Annotated in this window: 20 protein-coding genes; 15 read left to right on the top strand and 5 right to left on the bottom strand. The window is 62.5% G+C overall.

Going from position 1 to position 20,840, the window contains the following annotated elements; genetic code table 11:
• Positions 1-12 precede the first annotated feature (12 nt).
• Both MKZ91_RS13325 and ispG read left to right on the top strand, forming a co-directional pair.
• Positions 13-1,197, top strand: a complete 1,185-nt coding sequence (locus MKZ91_RS13325) for an MFS transporter (RefSeq protein WP_336171338.1) — start codon at positions 13-15, stop codon at positions 1,195-1,197.
• 202 nt (positions 1,198-1,399) lie between these two features.
• Positions 1,400-2,653: a flavodoxin-dependent (E)-4-hydroxy-3-methylbut-2-enyl-diphosphate synthase gene (gene ispG, locus MKZ91_RS13320; protein WP_336171337.1), complete on the top strand. Its 1,254-nt coding sequence runs from the start codon at positions 1,400-1,402 to the stop codon at positions 2,651-2,653.
• A 93-nt stretch (positions 2,654-2,746) separates the two neighbouring features.
• On the opposite strand, the gene MKZ91_RS13315 is transcribed toward ispG, so the two are convergent.
• From MKZ91_RS13315 to MKZ91_RS13305, 3 genes are all read right to left on the bottom strand, one after another.
• The gene (locus MKZ91_RS13315; protein WP_336171336.1) at positions 2,747-3,388 is read right to left on the bottom strand and encodes a LysE family translocator; all 642 of its coding nucleotides are present in this window, start codon (positions 3,386-3,388) and stop codon (positions 2,747-2,749) included.
• 84 nt (positions 3,389-3,472) lie between these two features.
• Positions 3,473-4,528 carry a histidinol-phosphate transaminase gene (gene hisC / locus MKZ91_RS13310; RefSeq protein ID WP_336171335.1) on the bottom strand — a complete coding sequence of 352 codons (1,056 nt, stop codon included), beginning with the start codon at positions 4,526-4,528 and terminating at the stop codon, positions 3,473-3,475.
• 4 nt (positions 4,529-4,532) lie between these two features.
• Complete coding sequence (locus MKZ91_RS13305; RefSeq protein ID WP_336171334.1) at positions 4,533-5,447, bottom strand: polyprenyl synthetase family protein; 915 nt, start codon at positions 5,445-5,447, stop codon at positions 4,533-4,535.
• Between the two features lie 146 nt (positions 5,448-5,593).
• On the opposite strand from MKZ91_RS13305, the gene mtgA reads away from it, so the two are divergent.
• From mtgA to MKZ91_RS13280, 5 genes are all read left to right on the top strand, one after another.
• Positions 5,594-6,367, top strand: a complete 774-nt coding sequence (gene mtgA / locus MKZ91_RS13300; protein ID WP_442892273.1) for a monofunctional biosynthetic peptidoglycan transglycosylase — start codon at positions 5,594-5,596, stop codon at positions 6,365-6,367.
• 103 nt (positions 6,368-6,470) lie between these two features.
• Positions 6,471-7,211, top strand: a complete 741-nt coding sequence (locus MKZ91_RS13295) for a DUF1868 domain-containing protein (RefSeq protein ID WP_336171333.1) — start codon at positions 6,471-6,473, stop codon at positions 7,209-7,211.
• A 91-nt stretch (positions 7,212-7,302) separates the two neighbouring features.
• Positions 7,303-7,950, top strand: coding sequence for a glutathione S-transferase family protein (locus tag MKZ91_RS13290; RefSeq protein ID WP_336171332.1), 648 nt, complete (start codon positions 7,303-7,305; stop codon positions 7,948-7,950).
• A gap of 145 nt (positions 7,951-8,095) precedes the next feature.
• The gene (rpmF, locus tag MKZ91_RS13285; protein WP_026186748.1) at positions 8,096-8,281 is read left to right on the top strand and encodes a 50S ribosomal protein L32; all 186 of its coding nucleotides are present in this window, start codon (positions 8,096-8,098) and stop codon (positions 8,279-8,281) included.
• A 146-nt stretch (positions 8,282-8,427) separates the two neighbouring features.
• Entirely contained in the window at positions 8,428-8,829 is a 402-nt protein-coding gene (locus tag MKZ91_RS13280; protein WP_336171331.1) for a hypothetical protein, read from the top strand.
• Between the two features lie 138 nt (positions 8,830-8,967).
• Here the strand turns inward: MKZ91_RS13280 and phaR are convergent, their stop codons facing one another.
• Positions 8,968-9,546, bottom strand: a complete 579-nt coding sequence (gene phaR / locus MKZ91_RS13275; RefSeq protein WP_336171330.1) for a polyhydroxyalkanoate synthesis repressor PhaR — start codon at positions 9,544-9,546, stop codon at positions 8,968-8,970.
• A 223-nt stretch (positions 9,547-9,769) separates the two neighbouring features.
• Between phaR and MKZ91_RS13270 the strand changes: the two genes are divergently transcribed.
• The 8 genes from MKZ91_RS13270 to MKZ91_RS13235 all read left to right on the top strand — a co-directional run bounded on the left by MKZ91_RS13270 (position 9,770) and on the right by MKZ91_RS13235 (position 18,873).
• Positions 9,770-10,951, top strand: coding sequence for an acetyl-CoA C-acetyltransferase (locus MKZ91_RS13270; RefSeq protein ID WP_336171329.1), 1,182 nt, complete (start codon positions 9,770-9,772; stop codon positions 10,949-10,951).
• Positions 10,952-10,964: 13 nt separating this feature from the next.
• Positions 10,965-11,324: a hypothetical protein gene (locus tag MKZ91_RS13265; RefSeq protein WP_336171328.1), complete on the top strand. Its 360-nt coding sequence runs from the start codon at positions 10,965-10,967 to the stop codon at positions 11,322-11,324.
• A gap of 17 nt (positions 11,325-11,341) precedes the next feature.
• Positions 11,342-12,067: a beta-ketoacyl-ACP reductase gene (locus MKZ91_RS13260; protein ID WP_336171327.1), complete on the top strand. Its 726-nt coding sequence runs from the start codon at positions 11,342-11,344 to the stop codon at positions 12,065-12,067.
• A 680-nt stretch (positions 12,068-12,747) separates the two neighbouring features.
• The gene (locus tag MKZ91_RS13255; RefSeq protein ID WP_336171453.1) at positions 12,748-15,753 is read left to right on the top strand and encodes a helicase-related protein; all 3,006 of its coding nucleotides are present in this window, start codon (positions 12,748-12,750) and stop codon (positions 15,751-15,753) included.
• A gap of 7 nt (positions 15,754-15,760) precedes the next feature.
• Entirely contained in the window at positions 15,761-16,174 is a 414-nt protein-coding gene (locus MKZ91_RS13250; RefSeq protein WP_336171326.1) for an RNA-binding S4 domain-containing protein, read from the top strand.
• Between the two features lie 202 nt (positions 16,175-16,376).
• Complete coding sequence (gene fdxA / locus MKZ91_RS13245) at positions 16,377-16,715, top strand: ferredoxin FdxA (protein ID WP_336171452.1); 339 nt, start codon at positions 16,377-16,379, stop codon at positions 16,713-16,715.
• Between the two features lie 410 nt (positions 16,716-17,125).
• Positions 17,126-17,695, top strand: a complete 570-nt coding sequence (locus MKZ91_RS13240) for a CarD family transcriptional regulator (RefSeq protein WP_336171325.1) — start codon at positions 17,126-17,128, stop codon at positions 17,693-17,695.
• Between the two features lie 311 nt (positions 17,696-18,006).
• Positions 18,007-18,873: an RNA polymerase factor sigma-32 gene (locus MKZ91_RS13235; protein ID WP_336171324.1), complete on the top strand. Its 867-nt coding sequence runs from the start codon at positions 18,007-18,009 to the stop codon at positions 18,871-18,873.
• Positions 18,874-19,197: 324 nt separating this feature from the next.
• Here the strand turns inward: MKZ91_RS13235 and MKZ91_RS13230 are convergent, their stop codons facing one another.
• Entirely contained in the window at positions 19,198-20,658 is a 1,461-nt protein-coding gene (locus MKZ91_RS13230; RefSeq protein ID WP_442892272.1) for a M48 family metalloprotease, read from the bottom strand.
• Between the last annotated feature and the right edge of the window lie 182 nt (positions 20,659-20,840).

The following is a 20,840-nucleotide window of genomic DNA, read 5'->3' as shown; positions in this document are numbered from 1 at the left end:
AGAGGCAAGACCATGGACCAACGTACTCCTACCGCGACTGTCCGCCAGGGCTACATGACCCGCAACCGGCTGGCGGTTTCGCTGCTTTTCCTGATGAACGGTTTTGTCACCGGTAGCTGGGCGCCCAAAATCCCCGAGTTCAAGGACCGGCTTGGTATCAGCGAAAGCGTGCTTGGTCTTTTGATCCTGATGTTCGGCATCGGCTCGCTGGTTCTGATGCCGATTGCCGGCGGCTACATCGCCCGCATCGGTTCGCAGAAGGTCGTCAAGGTCACGGCGATCGTCCTGTCGCCGCTGCTCCTGCTTCTGACGCTGGTGCCCAACGTCTGGACGGCGGCGATCGGCATGTTCGTGCTCGGCGGCTTCGTCGGCGCCATGGACGTCGCCATGAACGCCAATGCGGTCGAGGTCGAAAAGTCGATGCGTCGGGCGATCATGTCGTCCTGCCACGCCTATTGGAGCCTCGGCGGCCTGATCGGCGCCGGCATCGGCGGTTTCCTGATGGCGCGCTTCGGCGTGCTGCCGCATGTCCTGGTCGTCACGGTGATCTGCCTTGCGCTGATCGCGATCGCCTGGCCGATGATCCTTGCCGACGAGCCGCATCCGGCTGCCGCCAAGGAAAAGCTGCGCCTGCCGATGACGCCGCTCCCCTGGCTTATCGGCATCATGGCGCTGTTTTCGATGGTGCCCGAGGGAACGGTGCTCGACTGGGGTGCGCTTTATCTCCGCAATGAGCTCGGCGCTTCCGTTGAGCTCTCGGGCTTCGGCTTTGCTGCCTTCTCTGCAACCATGGCGACGATGCGTTTTGCCGGGGATCTCGTGCGCGATCGCTTCGGTGCCAAGCGGACCTTGCGCATCTGCACGGTCACGGCTCTCGTCGGCATGATCATCGCCGGCACGGCGCCGAACGCCTACAGCGCCATCCTCGGCTTTGCCATTGCTGGCATCGGCATTTCCAACATGGTGCCGATCGCCTTTTCGGCAGCCGGCAACATGCCGGGCCTGCAGCCGGGCATCGGCCTCTCGGTTGCGACATTCATGGGTTATTCGGGCATGCTTTTCGCCCCGTCGGTGATCGGCTTCGTCGCCGAGCATACGGGCTTTGCCATCGTCTTTACCGCGGTACCGGTGCTGTTCATCGTCGTGCTGTTGTTGTCGCACCATGCGGTGCACGCGGATCACGCCAAGGGACACTGAGGCGAGGAGAAGGTCGCGGCAGCGGGCTGAGGGGCCTTCACGCCCAAGGCGGCCATCAAATCGCCGTCAGGGCATGATGTCGCCGTTGACAATCAAGCTTTCCTCATCCACCTGAAAGGCAAATGGCCAAGGCGGAATGAGGAAAATCCATCTGGGTTCCGCCCGCATTCTCGCCCGGCTTAGTGACCACGAAGAGGCCTTCATGTCTTCCGCCTTCGATTTTGACCCGCAACCTCGCCGTGGCTCCGTCGCCGTCGATGTCGGCGGCGTCATCGTCGGGGGTGGGGCGCCGGTCGTGGTCCAGTCGATGACCAATACTGACACGGCCGATATCGATGCGACGGTCGCGCAGGTGGCAGCCCTGCACAAGGCCGGTTCGGAACTGGTGCGCATCACGGTCGACCGCGACGAGAGTGCTGCCGCCGTGCCAAAAATCCGCGAACGGCTGCTGCGTCTCGGCATGGACGTGCCACTCGTCGGTGACTTTCACTATATCGGCCACAAGCTGCTTGCCGATCATCCGGCTTGCGCCGAGGCTCTCGCCAAGTACCGCATCAACCCGGGCAATGTCGGCTTCAAGGACAAGAAGGACAAGCAGTTCGCCGAGATCGTCGAGATGGCGATCCGCTACGACAAGCCGGTGCGCATCGGCGTCAACTGGGGCTCGCTCGACCAGGAGCTGCTGACGCGGCTGATGGACGAGAACAAGGCCAACGGATTCCCGCTGACCGCCCAGGAGGTGACGCGCGAAACGATCGTGCAGTCGGCGCTGCTTTCGGCCGAACTTGCCGAAGAGATCGGCTTGCCGCGCAACCGCATCATCCTCTCGGCCAAGGTTTCCGGCGTTCAGGACCTGATCGCCGTCTATGCCATGCTGTCGGCCCGCTCCGACCATGCGCTGCATCTTGGGCTTACCGAAGCCGGTATGGGCACCAAGGGCATCGTCGCTTCGTCGGCCTCGCTCGGCATCCTGATGCAGCAGGGCATCGGCGATACGATCCGCATCTCGCTGACGCCGGAGCCCGGCGGCGACCGCACCCGCGAGGTGCAAGTGGCGCAGGAACTGCTGCAGGTGATGGGCTTCCGCCAGTTCATCCCGGTCGTTGCCGCCTGTCCGGGCTGCGGCCGCACGACGTCGACGGTGTTCCAGGAACTTGCCCAGAAGATCCAGGACGACATCCGTCGCAACATGCCGGTCTGGCGCGAGAAATATCCCGGTGTAGAGGGCCTGAAGGTCGCGGTCATGGGCTGCATCGTCAACGGCCCCGGCGAAAGCAAACATGCCGACATCGGCATCTCGCTGCCGGGCACCGGCGAAATGCCGGCAGCTCCCGTCTTCATCGACGGCGAGAAGGCGATGACCTTGCGCGGCCCGAACATTGCGGCTGATTTCGAGACGCTGGTCTCTGACTATATCGAAAAGCGCTACGGCCGCGGCCAGGCGGCCGCCGAGTAGGTGACCCCGCTTGTGGTCGCACTTTGTTGCGGCCTACTTCAAGAAATCTCGAATGCAACGACGTGCGTCCCGCTGGGATGCGCGCGGTTCGAGCTATAGGCGCGACGTCAGCAGCTTCAGCCCGGCAAAGGCGAAGAATCCGGCCATCAGGCTTTCGATCAGTCGTCTGGATTTCAGATAGGCGCGGTGCACCGGCGAAAGGGAAAAGACGATCGCAAAGCCGCAGAAGGTCATCAGGCCCAAGACCATGCAGCCGCCGATGAAGGTGGCGGTAACGCCGACCGGTGCCCCCTCCGGCATGCCGAGCGAGACCAGCATGATCCAGGAGAAGATCGCCTTCGGGTTGGTCAGGTGGATGCCTAAACCCTTGAGATAGAGCCGTTTCAGCGAAGTCTGCGCCTTCGCCACCGGCACGATTTGCGTCTTGTCGCTGTGCATGGCGGCGCGCAGCGCATGGTAAGCGAGCCAGAACAGATAACAGGCACCGGCGATCTTCAAGACAATGATCGCGTGTCCATAGGCGCGGATCAGCGCCGAGAGGCCGGACGCGGTCAGCATTGCCCAGGTGTAGCTGCCAGTGAGTACGCCGAAGGCGAGCGCCAGACCCGCCTTTCGCCCCTCACTGACCGAGGTGGTGATGATCGCGAGGATCGCAGGCCCCGGCGATGCCGTCGCGATCAGGTAAGCGGTCCAGGCGACGAGAAGCTGCGGTAGATAGGGCGTCGGGTCGAACATGCGAGAAAAGCTCCGGCTCGGTCGCCGGAGGCTAGATCAGTTCATCGCCTGTTTGAAACGGCGAAATGTGACGGTGACAAGATCTCAGAGGATCTCGTCGAGCGCTTCGATCAACCGGGCGCATTCCGCATCGGTACCGATGGTGATGCGTAGGAAATCGGAAATGCGAGGCTTGGCGAAATGGCGCACCAGCACGGCGCGTTCGCGCAGCGCCTTCATCAGGGTGTCGCCCGCATGATCCGGATGGCGGGCAAAGACGAAATTGGCGCCTGACGGCAGAACCTCGAAGCCGCGCGCGGTGAGATCCGCCGTCAGGCGCTCGCGTGACGCAATGATCTTTGCCCGGGTCTCGTCGAACCAGGCCTCGTCTTCGATCGCGGCAGTGGCGCCGGCCTGGGCCGGGCGGCCGAGCGGATAGGAGTTGAAGCTGTCCTTGACGCGTTCCAGCGCCTCGATCAGTGGGCGCTGGCCGATGGCGAAACCGACGCGCAGGCCGGCTAGCGCACGCGACTTGGAGAAGGTCTGCACGACCAGCAGGTTCTCGTATTTCGAAACCAGTTCCACTGCCGACTGGCCGCCGAAATCGACATAGGCCTCGTCGATGACGACGGGCTGGTCTGGATGGCTCGCGACCAGCCGTTCGATGTCGGCGAGCGGCAGGACGATGCCGGTCGGCGCGTTCGGATTCGGCAGGATGATCGCGCCACAACGGCGGTCATAGTCAGCGAGATCGATCCCGAAGCGATCGTTCAGCGGCACTTCGACCGCGTCGATCTCGAAGAGCCGCGCATAGGTCGAATAGAAGCTGTAGGAGATATCCGGGTAAAGCAGCGGCGCGTCGTGCTTGAGCAGGCCCGCGAAGATGTGCGCCAGCACCTCGTCGGAACCGTTGCCGACGAAGACCTGTTCGGCCGTCACGCCGTAGCGTGCCGCGATCGTCTGGCGCAGCCTCAGCGCCAATGGGTCGGGATAGAGCCTCAGGTCATCGCTCGCCGCCGCGCGGATCGCATCGATCACCTTGCCAGAAGGGCCATAGGGACACTCGTTGGTGTTGAGCTTTGTGAGGTTGTCGATGCGCGGCTGTTCGCCTGGCACATATGGCTTCAGCTTGGAGACGATCGGCGACCAGTATTTGCTCACGGGGTCAGTTCCTGCGGTTGGCGACGAAACGGGCGGTTTCAATGAGAATGGGCGATCGCTCGCCATAGGGTGCGAGCAGGGTTTCGGCTTCTGCGACAAGCTGCTCCAGTCGCTGCTCGGCCCAGGCCTGCCCATGCAGAGCGACCAGCGTGCCCTTGCCGCGGGCGGCGTCCTTGCCGGTCGCCTTGCCCATGGTCTCGGCATCGGCGGTGAGGTCGAGCAGGTCGTCGGCAAGCTGGAAGGCAAGGCCGATCTTTTCGCCGAAGGCGCGAAGCCGCGCGCGATCGTCCTTGGAAGCGCCGGCGACGATGGCACCTGCCTCGCAGGCGAAGCGGATGAGAGCCCCTGTCTTCATCGCCTGCAGCGTGACGATGCCGGCCTCGTCGGGCGCGTTCTTTTCCGCGGCCAGATCGAGCGCCTGTCCACCGGCCATGCCGCCGTGGCCGGCGGCGCGTCCGAGCGCCAGGATCAATTCCACTTTCTGGGTGTCCGTCAGCGTCGTTTCCGGGCCGGCGATGATGTCGAAGGCGAAGGTCAGCAGGCTGTCGCCGGCAAGGATCGCGGTCGCCTCGTCGAAGGCCTTGTGCACGGTGGGCTGCCCCCGGCGGATATCGTCGTCGTCCATCGCCGGCAGGTCGTCGTGGACGAGCGAATAACAATGCACGCATTCGAGTGCAGCGCCGACGCGTGAGGCGGCATCACGGTTGCCGCCGAGGAGATCGGCGCATTCGATCACCAGGAAGGGGCGGAGCCGCTTGCCGCCGTTCAGCACGCCGTGCCGCATGGCAGCGAGCAGGTTTGCCGGGCGCGCGATCTCGTCCACCTCGGTCGCGGCGTCGAGCAGGCGCTCGAGCAGAGCTTCGACGGCGCGGGCATTGCCGGCAAGCCGGCTGGCGAAAGTCGGTGTGTCCTGTCTCATGCAGCGCTCTTTGGCATGAGCGATGAGGCCTTTCAACGGGGATTCGTGTCGCAGCGGCGCGCTTTCTATGGGACAGCGACGCGTGCGCCTTGCCTTTTGCCAGAAAGGCCGTTCAACTTTGCCGGCCTATACACTAAGAGAAGCGGATGGACAGTGAGGTGGACAGTCAGGCCGTGAACGTCGTTCCGGAAGCGCGCGAGGAGGGCGAGGTGCCTTCTAGTCGCTGGTCTTCGCTCCGACGGACATTGCGGACCCGCCGCCGCCAGATCGTGCTTGCAGTCCTCGGCTTCCTGGTCCTGCCCTATGCACTGATTGTTCTCTATCTCGTCGAGTTCATCCACCCCGTCTCGACGCTGATGTTGCGCGACCTTGTCCTGTTGCGCGGCTACGATCGCCAATGGGTCGAGTTCGACGATATCGCGCCGGTGCTCGTACAGTCGGTGATGATGTCGGAGGACGGCCAGTTCTGCGCCCATGGCGGCGTCGACTGGGGGCAGATGCGCGGCGTCGTCGAAGATGCGCTCGAAGGCGAATCTACCCGCGGCGCCAGCACCATACCGATGCAGACGGTCAAGAACCTCTATCTGTGGAACGGCCGCTCGTTCTTGCGCAAGGGGATGGAGTTGCCGCTGGCGGTTGCCGCCGATTTCGTCTGGAGCAAGCGGCGGATGATGGAGATCTACCTGAACATCGCCGAATGGGGTGACGGGATCTACGGCATCGAGGCGGCGGCTCGCCACCACTTCGGGGTTTCTGCCGCCAACCTGTCACGCCGGCAGGCCGCCCTGCTTGCGGTGTCGCTGCCCAATCCGAAGGAGCGCAACGCCGGCAAGCCCGGCCGGGGGCTCAAGCGCCTGGCGAACCTGATCGAGCGCCGCGCCAGCCGCTCGGGCGGCTACATCACCTGCCTTTATGATTGAGATCAGACCTTTTCATTGGATGCCGCAGCCGGGCGATGTCATCCTGGCGTAGTAGAGTTCTGCCATCCGGGCCTCTCTCCACTCTAGAAGGCCCGATCACCCCATGACCTTTATTTCCCCGTCGCTTCTCGCCTTCGGCCGCAGCGCCAACCAGGCGCCGCCAAGACATCTGGGAACGCGCTACACTGCGGATGGTCGTTTTCTGCGCGAGCCAGGCAACACGGTTGTCTCCCACGTCGCTGCCGGATCAGTTTCCGAAACGGCCGTGCTCGCCGTGCGCGAGCACTTGATGGCGATGCCCGAGGCCCGGCAGTTTGCCTTCACGCATCCGTCCAGTCTGCACATGACGATTTTCCAGGGCATCATCGAATATCGCCGCAGGTTGCCCTACTGGCCTGCCGACATCGCGCTCGACACGCCGATCGACGCGATGACCGAGCACTATCGCACGGCGCTCGAGGATTTTGCGCCGCTGGAGCCTTTTCGCGCCCGGGTGACCGATATCACACCGACCGGCCTCACGCTCGAGGGCGACAGCGCCGCCGACCGCTCGTGCCTGAAACGTTGGCGCGATGCCTTCGCTGAAGGCTTTGGCTATCGCCATCCCGATCATGACGACTACGAATTCCACATCACCTACGCCTATCCCATCGATTGGCTGGACGATGCAGCGTTGCCGCGCTGGCAGGTGATGCTGAACGAGCAACTTGCCTTTCTCCGTCAGCAGACACCGGTGATCGAACTCGATCCGCCGGCCTTCTGCTCGTTTGAGGACATGAACCATTTCGAGGAACTGATCGTTTTTTCGGGCCAGAGCATCCCGCTTTCAAGTGGAATCGCTTGAAAGCGGGATGCTCTAAAATCAGAGTGCTGGAGCGTCCCTTGTGAGTTCGTTTGAACGCACGGCGTTCCAGGCCAGCAACCAAGGAAAACAGATGACCGGACTTACTCTCTATGTCGGCAACAAGAACTATTCGTCCTGGTCGATGCGGCCCTGGCTGGCACTGACAGCCGCTGGAATCGATTTCGAGGACGTGGTCATTCCTTTCGATTTCGCCGCCGGAAATCCCGAGATCCGCGCGATCTCGCCGACCGGAAAGGTGCCGCTGCTGCGCCATGGCGATCTTCTCGTCTGGGAATCGCTGGCGATCATCGAATACGTCGCGGAACTCTTCCCCGATGCCGACCTGTGGCCGTCAGATGGTCAGGCACGCGCCCGGGCGCGCAGCTATTCGATGGAGATGCTCTCGGGGTTTCGGGCGCTGCGCGGTGCCTGCCCCATGAACATTCGTCGACAGAAGCAGGCGCTCGACGCCGCGGCAGATATTCGCGCTGACGTGGCCCGTATCGAACAGATCTGGAAGGAGGCGCTTGCCCGCTCCGGTGGCCCGTTCCTCTTCGGCGCTTTCAGCGCGGCCGATGCGATGTATGCTCCTGTGGTCAACCGCTTCGACGTCTATGATCTCGTTGCGGATCCAGAAACGCTCGGTTACATGGAGCGCGTGAAGGCACACCCCGCTTTCCGGAAATGGGAAGAGGCAGCCCGCGCGGAAGCCTGGGTCGTTGCCGAAGACGAGGTTTGAATGGGCCGAGTCGAAAAATTGCCGCTGGGGACTGGTCAAACGGGAGTTGGCCATGTATAAGCGCGCCAAATTTCCGTGATTGACATCTGTTTTACACGGCCATTTCGGCTGCTGAACAGTGTTTGCCCGATAAGTGGAGAATGAAATGGCTGTACCGAAAAGAAAAACGAGCCCGTCCAAGCGTGGCATGCGCCGTTCCGCTGACGCCCTCAAGGCTCCGACCTACGTCGAAGACAAGAACTCCGGCGAACTGCGCCGCCCGCACCACATCGACCTGAAGACCGGCATGTACCGTGGCCGTCAGGTTCTGACCCCGAAGGAAAACGCATAAGCGTTTCCTTTTGCGGATTAAGTCATAAAGGGCTGGCTTTGCCGGCCCTTTTGTTTTGCATCTGACATTTTCTTGCTCGGACGTGGTGCTACGACTGGCGTCCTATCGTGGAAAAGCCGCTGATGCGGCCAAGGAGTCCGTGCCCGATGCTTGCTGCCGTCCCGCTCTTGATCCTGCCGTTCGCAGTGTACAATCTCGCTATGATCGGAATGTTCGGCGGCATTGCCGGGCTTAACGCCGAGATGCTTTCGCTCTCGATGCTTTCAGGTGCGACCTGGACGATGCGCTTCGGAGACCTCCTGATCGTCGGGGCGCTGATCCTGCTCTTCGTCGAACTGTTGAAGGCTACGCGCACGAGCTCGCGCGCGCTGATGGATCACCTTCTGTCGATGGTGCTTTTTATCGTCTTTCTGATCGAATTCCTGCTGCTGGCGCCGGCAGCGACGCAACTCTTCTTCATCCTGATGACGATCAGCTTCATCGACGTCATCGCCGGCTTCGCCGTCTCGATGCGCTCGGCCGGCCGGGATGTGTCGATCGGGCTTTGAAGCCGCGGCCCGTCGTGGGCGTCGGGTGGCGCGCCTAGTCTCCTGGGAGACTGCCTGCACGAAATTTTGGATCAAGTTGATCATTCGAGCACGGGGGCGACCCGTGCTCAATCTCGCGGACATTGATAGCGGCTGGGCTCAGCCGAGATTGTCGAGCTTGGTCTGGAGTGCGCGGAGTTGCTCCTTGAGCTCGTCGATGTCCTTGGCTTCCGCCTTCTTGGTCTCCTTGACCGGAGCGGCGGTGATGAACGGCGAGAACATCTGCATCGCCTGATGGAACATCTCGGTGTTGCGACGGACCTGCTCTTCGACAAGTTGCAGCGGAACCTGCAGGTTCTTGCCAAGCGGGGTGTCGCCGAAGGCCTTGTTGATCTGCTCGCGCATCTGCGACTGCTGCTCGGTAAAAGCCTGCATCGAGTGCTCGAGATAGCTTGGCACGACCATCTGCATCTGGTCGCCGTAGAACGAGATGAGCTGGCGCAGGAACGAGATCGGCAGCAGCGTGTTGCCGGTCTTCGATTCTTGCTCGAAGATGATCTGCGTCAGGACGGAATGGGTAATATCCTCGCCGGATTTGGCATCCTGGACGACGAAATCCTCGCCCTTCTTCACCATCACTGCCAGGTCGTCGAGCGTGACATAGGTGCTGGTCCCGGTGTTGTAGAGCCGCCGGTTCGCATATTTTTTTATAACGATCTGGCCTTCGTGCTTCGCCATCAGGGTCTCCTCTCACCCATCGTCCCGTCTTTATTGCGTTTTTCAGAGTATCCGCAAAAGAGCGCTGCTGACAATGTCTTTGTGCGTTGCGGCGACGCAAGTGCGAAATCTTGCGGTTCAACCTCAGATGACGGTTTTGTGGCAGCGCATCAAGGCGTTTGACTTGCGCCGCGCGCTTTGCCAGTCTGCCTCCATTAGGCAAGAAGATCTGAGGAAACGTCCCATGAGCAATCCCTCCATCGTGATCGCCAGCGCCGCCCGTACGGCGGTCGGTTCCTTCAACGGCGCTTTCGGCAATACGCCAGCGCATGAACTCGGCGCGGCCGTGATCAAGGGCGTGCTCGAGCGCGCCGGCGTCGAAGCCGGCGAGGTCGACGAGGTGATCCTCGGCCAGGTGCTGCAGGCCGGCGAAGGCCAGAACCCGGCGCGTCAAGCCGCGATGAAGGCGGGCGTCCCGCAGGAGAAAACCGCCTGGGGCATGAATCAGCTCTGCGGCTCTGGCCTGCGCGCAGTCGCCCTCGGCATGCAGCAGATTGCAACCGGTGATGCAGAGATCATCGTCGCCGGCGGCATGGAATCCATGTCGATGGCGCCGCATTGCTCGCACTTGCGCGGCGGCGTGAAGATGGGCGACTTCAAGATGATCGATACGATGATCAAGGATGGTCTCACCGACGCCTTCTACGGCTATCACATGGGCATCACGGCCGAAAATGTCGCCCGCCAGTGGCAGCTCAGCCGCGAGGAGCAGGACGCTTTCGCGCTCGCCTCGCAGAACAAGGCTGAGGCCGCCCAGAAGGCCGGGCGTTTCGCCGACGAGATCATTCCCTTCATCGTCAAGGGCCGTAAGGGCGACGTTACCGTCGACCAGGACGAATACATCCGCCATGGTGCGACGCTCGACCAGATGACCAAGCTGCGTCCGGCCTTCGACAAGGAAGGCACCGTCACCGCCGGCAACGCATCCGGCCTCAACGACGGTGCTGCTGCAACCCTTCTGATGACCGAGGCGCAGGCTTCCAAGCGCGGTATCCAGCCGCTCGCCCGGATCGTTTCCTGGGCGACGGCCGGCGTCGATCCGCAGGTCATGGGCACCGGGCCCATCCCGGCTTCGCGCAAGGCGCTGGCGAGAGCCGGCTGGGCGATCGGCGATGTCGAATTGGTCGAAGCCAACGAGGCCTTTGCCGCCCAGGCCTGCGCGGTCAACAAGGACCTCGGCTGGGATCCGTCGATCGTCAACGTCAACGGCGGCGCGATCGCCATCGGCCATCCGATCGGTGCGTCCGGCGCCCGCGTGCTCAACACGCTGCTGTTCGAGATGAAGCGCCGCGGCGTTTCCAAGGGGCTTGCAACGCTCTGCATCGGTGGCGGCATGGGCGTCGCCATGTGCGTCGAACGGCTCTAGTCGGTTTGATGGCATGAACAGCGCCAGGTGGGTTCCGTTTTCCCTCTTGCTGGCCGGTTCGCCGATCGTATCTGCACATGCCAATCCCGCGCCTCTTGATGAGGCGCGGCAGGTCGAGTGCATGCTGGAACATACGACTTCTGACGACGAGGTCGTTTTCAAGGACATGATGGCTGCTGCGCTGAAGGATGACAGTGGCGCGCTGAAGGCGTCGCTGGTTCAGCTCACCAGCCTGATGATGAACCTCGCGCTGACAAAGTGCGATGTGGGAGTATCCGTGCTTTCGACGCCGCAATTTCAGTCTGCTGCCGAAATCGACGGACAAAAGGTCGGCGAAAAGCTGATGAAGAAGGCATTCGAGAAACTGAACTGATCAAGTGGGAGGCTTACATGAGCAGGGTAGCATTGGTCACGGGTGGGTCGCGCGGCATTGGTGCTGCAATTTCCATCGCACTCAAGAATGCCGGCTATAGGGTGGCCGCCAACTATGCTGGCAATGACGAGAAGGCTCAGGCCTTCAAGCAGGATACCGGCATCCCGGTCTACAAGTGGGACGTTTCCAGCTATCAGTCTTGCGCTGAAGGCATTGCCAAGGTCGAGGCCGATCTCGGCCCGGTCGAGGTCCTGGTCAACAATGCCGGCATCACCCGGGACGCGATGTTCCACAAGATGACGCCGGAGCAGTGGGGCGAGGTGATCGGCACCAACCTGACCGGTCTCTTCAACATGACCCATCCGCTCTGGTCGGCGATGCGTGACCGTGGCTTCGGCCGTGTCATCAACATCTCGTCGATCAACGGCCAGAAGGGCCAGATGGGCCAGGCCAACTATTCCGCTGCCAAGGCCGGTGATCTCGGCTTCACCAAGGCGCTCGCCCAGGAAGGCGCTGCCAAGGGCATCACCGTCAATGCCATCTGCCCGGGCTACATCGGCACGGAGATGGTGCGGGCGGTGCCGGAGAAGGTATTGAACGAGCGGATCATCCCGCAGATCCCGGTCGGCCGCCTCGGCGAGCCGGAAGAAATCGCTCGCTGCGTCGTGTTCCTCGCCTCCGACGATGCCGGCTTCATCACCGGCTCGACGATTTCGGCGAACGGCGGACAGTTTTTCGTCTGATCCGAACACGTGCCGAATGCTGTTGAACGGCGCCCTTCGAGGCGCCGTTTTTCATGCCGGTCCGCAGGCAGTCGCGCGGATTCGGCGGTGCCAAATCGCTGAAACCGGGTCGGCCAATCGGTTGTCGGAGCGCACCCCGCCTACTAGATCTTGTGGAGAACAAAAGCGGACTTATACGCGCCCGACGAGTCGCCGTCAGATCTTCCCGCTTTGAGGGCGGTGGCCAAGAGCGATTCTCATTCTCCTGCTTCGGCGAATCTCCAGCCAAATTCGTTAAAAATTTTCCAGGCTTTCCAGAGTCTTGGATTCCGAATCCTTGGGGCTGTCGGACCGCCAAACCGGCAATTTTGGCGCATGCCGCAGACGACAAAGCACAGAGTCGCCGCCAGATTCAGCATGTGGTGCAATCTTCGTCGTTGAAATCTAAATGTAGTCGTGAACATACAGTGAATCACACAGGGTCTGCGATTCGTCTCCGATTCGTTCCACGGCTGTTCCACATGCCGGCTGCGCCGGCCACAACAGCTGGTGTGGCGGTGCGGAAAGCGCTGCTGAATGGTTTTAGTTGTCTGCGCCCCTTGCGTTTGGCTCGGCGCGTGGGCATGTGTTTGCCGCCAGCGTGAAAAGACGCTGCCGTAATCTTGAGAATGCCCGGGATCGATGACGTGTCCGTTCACCCCATGATCCTGAGCGGCCGCGGTGTAACTGCGGTGCTCGGGCCAACCAATACCGGCAAGACGCATTATGCGATCGAGCGCATGGTCGCCCATGACAGCGGTGTCATCGGTCTGCCGTTGCGACTCTTGGCGCGCGAGGTCTATACGCGTCTCGTCGAGAAGGTTGGGCACCACAACGTCGCGCTGATTACCGGCGAAGAGAAGATCACGCCGCATCGCGCACGATATTCGGTCTGCACCGTCGAGGCCATGCCGCGCGAGACGACAGCGTCCTTCGTCGCGATCGACGAAGTCCAGCTTGCCGGCGACCTGGAGCGCGGCCATATCTTCACCGACAGGCTGTTGCACCTGCGCGGGCGCGGCGAAACCCTGCTTCTGGGGGCTGCAACGATGCGGCCGATCCTGGAGCAATTGCTGCCCGGCATTACCGTGGTCGAGCGGCCGCGCATGTCGCAGCTGCTCTACGCCGGTTCGAAGAAGATCACCCGGCTGCCGCATCGCTCGGCGATCGTCGCGTTTTCGGCCGACGAGGTCTACGCGATTGCCGAACTGATCCGCCGCCAACGTGGCGGTGCCGCCGTGGTGCTCGGCGCGCTTTCGCCGCGCACCCGCAATGCCCAGGTCGCGCTCTATCAGGAAGGCGACGTCGAGTATCTGGTGGCGACCGACGCTATCGGCATGGGCCTGAACCTTGACGTCGACCACGTCGCCTTTGCCCAGGATCGCAAGTTCGACGGTTACCAGTTCCGCCATCTGAACCCGGCCGAGCTGGCGCAGATTGCCGGCCGCGCCGGCCGCCACATGCGCGACGGCACGTTCGGCGTGACCGGCCGGGTCGATCCGTTCGACAACGAGCTCGTCCACCGCATCGAGGCGCATGAGTTCGATCCGGTGAAGGTGCTGCAGTGGCGCTCGAAAGCATTCGACTACTCGTCGCTTGCCGGCTTGAAGAAAAGTCTCGATGCTGCGCCCACGGTCCCGGGCCTTGCCCGTGCGCTACCTGCGGTAGATCAGCAGGCGTTCGAGCATTTGGCGCGCTACCCCGAAGTCGTCGACATCACCACCAATGCCGAGCGGGTGGAAAAGCTCTGGGAGGCCTGCGCGCTGCCTGACTACCGGCGCATCACGCCGGCTCAGCACGCGGATTTGATCTCGACGATCTACGCAGATCTGGTTCGCCGCGGTACGGTGAACGAGGATTTCATGGCTGAGCAGGTTCGGCGTGCCGATCATACCGATGGTGAGATCGACACACTTTCGGCGCGAATCGCGCAGATCAGGACTTGGACCTATGTGTCGAACCGGCCGGGCTGGCTGGCCGATCCGACACACTGGCAAGAAAAGACGCGGGAAATTGAAGATCGATTGTCCGACGCACTACATGAACGGTTGACGAAACGCTTTGTTGATCGCAGGACATCTGTGCTCATGAAGCGCCTGAGAGAGAATGCTATGCTGGAAGCTGAAATCAGTGTGAATGGTGATGTCTTCGTCGAAGGACATCACGTAGGACAACTAACCGGTTTCCGGTTTACGCTGGCGACCGGCGGCGACGGTCCGGATGCCAAGGCTGTGCAGGGTGCTGCGCAGAAGGCGCTGGCGCTCGAGTTCGAAGCGCGGGCTGCCCGTCTGCATGCGTCCGGCAACAATGACCTGGCGCTGTCGTCGGATGGTCTCGTCCGTTGGCTCGGCGATCCCGTGGCGCGCCTTGCGGCCAGCGACCATGTCATGCGGCCGCGCGTCATCCTTCTTGCCGACGATCAGCTGCAGGCCAATGCCCGCGAGCACGTGCTCGCCCGCATCGAGCGCTTCGTGAACCACCACATCGGCACGGTCTTGAAGCCGCTCGACGATATTTCGCGCGCTGAGGATCTTGAGGGCCTGGCCAAGGGCCTCGCCTTCCAGCTTGTCGAGAACCTCGGCGTGCTCTTCCGTCGCGATGTCGCTGACGAGGTGAAGTCGCTCGACCAGGACGGCCGCGCTTCGATCCGCAAGTACGGCGTCCGTTTTGGCGCCTACCATATCTTCTTGCCGGCACTGCTGAAGCCGGCTCCGGCCGAACTCATCACGCTTCTCTGGGCGCTGAAGAACGACGGCCTCGACAAGCCCGGCTACGGTGACCTCATCCCGATGCTGGCGGCCGGCCGCACTTCTGTTGTCACCGATCCGTCCTTCGAGCGCACCTTCTACAAGCTCGCCGGTTTCCGTTTCCTCGGAAAACGCGCGGTACGCATCGATATCCTGGAGCGCCTGGCAGACATCATCCGTCCGCTCCTGCAGTGGAAGCCCGGCACCCAGCCGCGTCCGGAAGGCGCCTATGACGGCCGTCGATTCACGGCGACCACGTCGATGCTGTCGATCCTCGGCGCGACGCCGGACGACATGGAAGAGATCCTCAAGGGGCTCGGCTATAGGGCCGACAGCGTCAAGGCGGAAGAAGCCGTAGCCTTCCTCGCCGGCCAGGATGGCACGGCGACCGCTGCCGCGGCTGTCTCCGAACCGGTTGCGGTAGACGATGCGGACGCCGCTGACGGCGCGGTCGAAGCCGAGACGGTGGTCGTGGAAGCTGCTGCCGGCGAAGCCGAAGCTGCTGCAGCCTCGATCGACGCGCAGTCAGCCGAAGCTCAGGCTGCTGAAGGTGGCGAACCCGCCGAAGCCAAGCCTGTCCTCCTGTGGCGTCCCGGCACCCGCCAGGACAACCAGCGCCAGGGCGGCCGTCCGCAAGGTGAACACCGTCGCGGCGGTGGCCAGCGTCACGGCCAGGGCCGTGACGAGGGGCGTGACGGCGGCCGCAAGGGCGGCCAGGCCGCACGCGGCAAGCGCCATGAGGGCGGTAAGCCCGAGGGCGGCCAGCGCCAGGAGCGTGGCGATCGCCACGATCGTCACGACCGCGGCGGCAAGCCGAACCAGGCCAAATTCGAGGCGCGCCCGCCGCGCCGCGAGAAGCCGGTGGACCCGGATTCACCCTTCGCCAAGCTTGCTGCTCTCAAGGAGCAGATGAAGAAGTAGGAAGACCATGGAGAAACAGCCCGCGTCCAACCCGGCCTCACGCCAGCGTCTCGACAAGTGGCTGTTCTTCACGCGGCTGATCAAGTCCCGGTCGCTTGCGCAGAAAGCGATCGAGGACGGCCGTGTTGCCGTCAATGAGCAGCGTGTGACGCAGTCTTCGTTTCAGGTGAAGACGGGCGACGTGCTCGAACTCGCTCTCGATCGCCGTGACCTCGTGGTGCGCGTTCTGGCGCCGGGGGAACGGCGCGGTCCGTTCGAGGAGGCGCGGCTGCTCTACGACGACCTGACGCCGGAGCAGCCGAGGGAAAAGCTGTCAGCTTTTGATCTCGCAACGCGCGACCGTGGCGCCGGGCGCCCGACAAAGAAAGAGCGGCGGGAAACCGATCGGCTAAAGTCCGGTTTCGATCCGGGCGAGGATTAGAAAACTCTGCCTTTTCCGCGGCGTTTCGCGCATTGAATATTCTTGCAAAGGGTCCATAAAGCCTTTACCTGACAACCCACGTTGGGTGCATCGGGCCTGCTTCGGCAGCTATGCGCGCCGGACATTCCTAGCATGCGCGGACGACGAGCATCACCATTGATTGCCGTCTGCCATCAAACGTGAGCATCGGCTGGAGTACCTCATGACGTATGTCGTGACCGACAATTGCATTCGCTGCAAGTATACGGACTGTGTTGAAGTCTGCCCCGTGGATTGTTTCTATGAGGGCGAGAACTTCCTCGTCATCCATCCCGACGAATGCATCGATTGCGGCGTTTGCGAACCGGAATGTCCCGCCGAGGCGATCAAGCCGGATACCGAGCCGGGTCTTGATATGTGGTTGAAATTGAACGCTGATTTTGCCACGAAGTGGCCGAATATCACCGTCAAGCGCGATCCGATGCCGGAAGCGAAAGAGATGGACGGCGTCGAAGGGAAGTACGAGCAGTATTTCTCTGCCGAACCTGGCCAGGGCGACTGACGCGAAGTGACCGCGACCGTTCGTCGGTGCTGACGAAGCGGCGACGGTCACGCAAGTCAAAGCTGGGGAAAACGGGTCCCGTGCTCGCAGTTGCGAGAATGGCGGCTTGATGGCCGCCATGCAGCAAATTATTGATTTCGGCACTTTTTTGTGATAGGTTCCTTCTACTGATCCACAGAGGGTGTTTTTGCGCGCCCGAAAACCATCACGAAAGCAAACGATCTCCAAAACGCGGTTTTCCCAAATACGCAGCATTGCGTTGCACTGTTGTGACCGCGTTCGATGAGGCTGCTTGCGTTCCTTGGACGGACCAGGATGTACCCACCCGGCGGTATCCCCGTCTATCCCGGGCCTCACTGACCCGGCCCCGGCCAGAATGGCCGGCGCGAAACAGGGAGTTTTTGAAACGAATGACGACCCAGCAGAAAAAATCTCCGACACGCCAGGGCTTCAAGACCGGTGAATCGATCGTCTATCCGGCCCACGGTGTCGGCCAGATTGTAGCGATCGAAGAGCAGGAAGTCGCCGGCATGAAGCTTGAGCTTTTTGTCATCGATTTCGAGAAGGACAAGATGCGTCTGAAAGTGCCGGTGGCCAAGGCCGTCAGCATCGGCATGCGCAAGCTGTCTGAAACCGATTTTGTCGATCGCGCGTTGAAGGTTGTGCAGGGCAAGGCTCGCGTGAAGCGCACCATGTGGTCGCGCCGCGCGCAGGAATACGATGCCAAGATCAATTCCGGCGACCTGATTTCCATCGCGGAAGTCGTCCGCGATCTCTATCGCGCCGAAAACCAGCCTGAGCAGTCCTATTCCGAACGCCAGCTCTACGAAGCTGCCCTCGACCGCATGGCGCGCGAGATCGCTGCCGTGAACAAGATGTCGGAAACCGAAGCTGTCCGCCTTGTCGAAGCCAACCTCAGCAAGGGCCCCAAGCGCGGCAAGACGATCGACGAAGACGACGCCCAGGACGAAGCCGCATAAGCGCTTTTGCCCGCAGCAATGCCTACAAAAAAGCCCGGACTTCGTGCCGGGCTTTTTCTTTGATCGAATGGAACCTTTCGCGGCTGGGCGCATTTATATTGGCCGGCAGAAATGCGCCGCTTTCGGGCCGGGCGATCTTGGTTCCGTGATCCGTCACTGTTCAGGTTCGTAGTTTCGAAACTAGGGCGCCGCGTCGTTTCTTCAAGCGCGACGCTGCGGCGCCAGACGCCCCTGCTGCCGGACGCCCCACCACCCGTCTGGCCATTTGGACTTCACACGCAAAGGCGCCCGGCGCCGTCACGGAGTGACCGATGAAGACTCTCACTGCAGACAGGCGGATGATCAAGATCGCTATGGAGGCGCCCTATCTCGAGCGCGACGAGGAACACGCCCTGGCCCAGGCCTGGCGAAACGACAATGACCAGGAAGCGCGCAACAAGATTGCCATGTCGCATATGCGGCTGGTGATCTCGATGGCCGCGAAGTTCCGCAACTTCGGCCTGCCGATGGGCGACCTGGTGCAGGAGGGGCATATCGGCCTCCTGGAGGCGGCAGCCCGGTTCGAGCCGAGCCGCGAAGTGCGCTTTTCGACCTACGCGACCTGGTGGATCCGGGCGTCGATGCAGGACTATGTCCTGCGCAACTGGTCGATCGTTCGCGGCGGCACCAGCTCGGCGCAAAAGGCGTTGTTCTTCAATCTGCGGCGCCTGCGCGCCCGGCTCGCACAGGGCGACAGGCAGCTTACATCGCAAGCTATGCATGAGGAAATCGCGGCGGCCCTCGGGGTCAGCATCGCTGATGTCCAGACCATGGACGCGCGGCTCTCCGGCAGTGACACCTCGCTGCAGGCGCCGGTCGGCGGCAACGATTCCGATGGCGGCGAACGGCTGGATTTCCTGGCAAGCGACGCGCCGCTTCCGGACGAGCAGGTCAGCGACATGATCGATGGTGAGCGCGCCCGTATCTGGCTGCGTGATGCCTTGGGCGCATTGACCGAGCGGGAGATGCGGATCATTCGCGCCCGGCGGCTGTCGGAAGAAGGTGCCACGCTCGAAGAGCTCGGCATCGACCTCGGCATATCCAAGGAACGCGTTCGCCAGATCGAGACACGGGCACTGGAAAAGCTCAGGGCAGCGCTTGCGACCAGGGCACCGGCGCTGACGGCAGGCGTTCATTGATGGCTTGAGGCCGCGGATGGCTTGGGGCCGCGCAGGTGGCTCCGCGTGATCCCCGTTGGCGCGATCTGATGACGTATAGCACGCTGTCGACCCGGCGCAGGCGACTGGCGCGCGCGGGAGCGTGCCGTGGCGCAGTGCTTCGGACAAGGCGTGTCGCAACGGCCGCAGACGACCGCAAGTTCCGCGCGCCACAAAGGAACCTTCGAAGATTAAGCTACAGCGCCGCGCGTCTAATCAGACGCGCAAAGGTCGCTGTAACACTTTGATTTGCTGCATGTCTTTCTCCTTAAATCGAGGTCGATTTAAGGAGACATGCAGTAGGCCTTACTCGGCAACGATCTTGACCTTGTCACCCGGCTTTATCGTCGAGGTGACCTGCATCGCGTTGATCACCCGGAACAGGTCGAGCTTGCGGTCCGTGCCCATCATGCGGGCGGACAGCGTCGCGATCGTCTCACCGGGCCTCACCGTCACCACCCGGATACGCAATGGCTTCAGCGATTGCGCCTCGGAGGGTGTCATGCGGCGGAACGAACCGCGCAACTGGTTCGCGGTCGCCTCCAGCGCGGCCGAGCCTTTCGGCACCGCCGTCAGGAAGCGGTAGATGCGGGTATCGATCCTGATAACCGTAACGTCGAAATCCCAGCGATCGGCAGAGGCACGCGCCGTCGCGGCTTCCAGGCCGTTGACGCTGATCGGCCGGATCGTGTCGGGCTGCAGGCCGGTGACCCAGCCGCTGGCGATGTAGTCCGTCAGGCTTCGTCCGCCGGTGTCGGCGACGCCGTCGAAGCGCACGGCAATGTCGCCTGCTCCTGTCGCAAGAACGGCTTCGGCCTTGTTATCGATCTGGAAGCCGGCCGGCACGTCAAAGCGGATGCCGAGCTGGCCGTGCAGGAAGGTCTGGCCGCGCACATAGCCTTCCTGGGGGCTGTCGCCATAGAGCAACCCGTCGATGCCGGCGAGGTAGTAGTCGCGGCCACGATCGCCGCTGGTGCCCTCCGGGCCGAAGGCGCGGGCATGGCGGCGCGCGAGGTCGACGCGCTGCGGCGCGTTCGGGTGGCTGGAGAGGAAGTCGAGGCTCTGGTCGGATTCCGGGTCGACGGCCGTAAAGCGGCTATAGGCGGCCATCGAATCGAGGAAGCGTGCCGCGGCGTAGGGGTCGTAGCCGGCCTCGCCGAGCATGCGCACGCCGATGACGTCGGCCTGGAGTTCCTGGTTGCGCGAGAAGGCCGCGAGCCTGAGCTTGCCGCGCGCCAGCGCCTGCTTGCCGGCCAGATCGGAAGACAGCACTTCGGAGACGACACGGCTGGCAATCACCTCGGCTTCCTCGCGCTGCTGGCGCTCGATACCGTGATTGGCGGTGACGTGGGCCATTTCATGCGAGAGCACGGCAGCGACTTCCGATGCATCGTTGGCCAGCGCCAGCAAGCCGCGGGTGACATAGAGATAGCCGCCCGGCAAAGCGAAGGCGTTGATTGCCGGAGAATTCAAAATGGTGATGCGGTAGGACTGCTGCGGGTTTTCCGAGACCGCGGTCAATGCACCGGCGATGCGGGCAACCAGTCGCTCGGTCTTTGCGTCCTTGTATTCGCCGCCATAGCTCGCAACGATGCGCGGATGCTCGCGGGCGCCCATCTTGGCACGCGGATCGTTTTTCTGGACCTCGTCGACGATCTGCGGATTGGATGAGGGCGAGACGGTCGGCTCGTAGCTCTGCTCGATCAGCGGCTGGCATGCGGAGAGAAGCGCGGTCGCGAGCAATGCAACCACGGCGCGTGCAGGCATTCGCCCGCGTTTCGGCGGGAACCGGTCGTTTATGACTGTATGCCTTTCCATGCCTCAGCCCGTTTCCCGTCCGCCGCACCGTCCGCACTCAGCGAGACATTGGAACGGCGGCGTCGAAAGTCCTACTTTTTCAGCCCGGTAGCATCAATCTGCCGTAACTGTGTCAGCCCTGGTCTTGCTGT

It is taken from the genome of Ensifer sp. MJa1 (assembly GCF_037026475.1).
Classification (GTDB): domain Bacteria; phylum Pseudomonadota; class Alphaproteobacteria; order Rhizobiales; family Rhizobiaceae; genus Ensifer.
The sequence above is the reverse complement of the archived record's forward strand: the minus strand, read 5'-3'. Positions and strand labels throughout refer to the sequence as shown.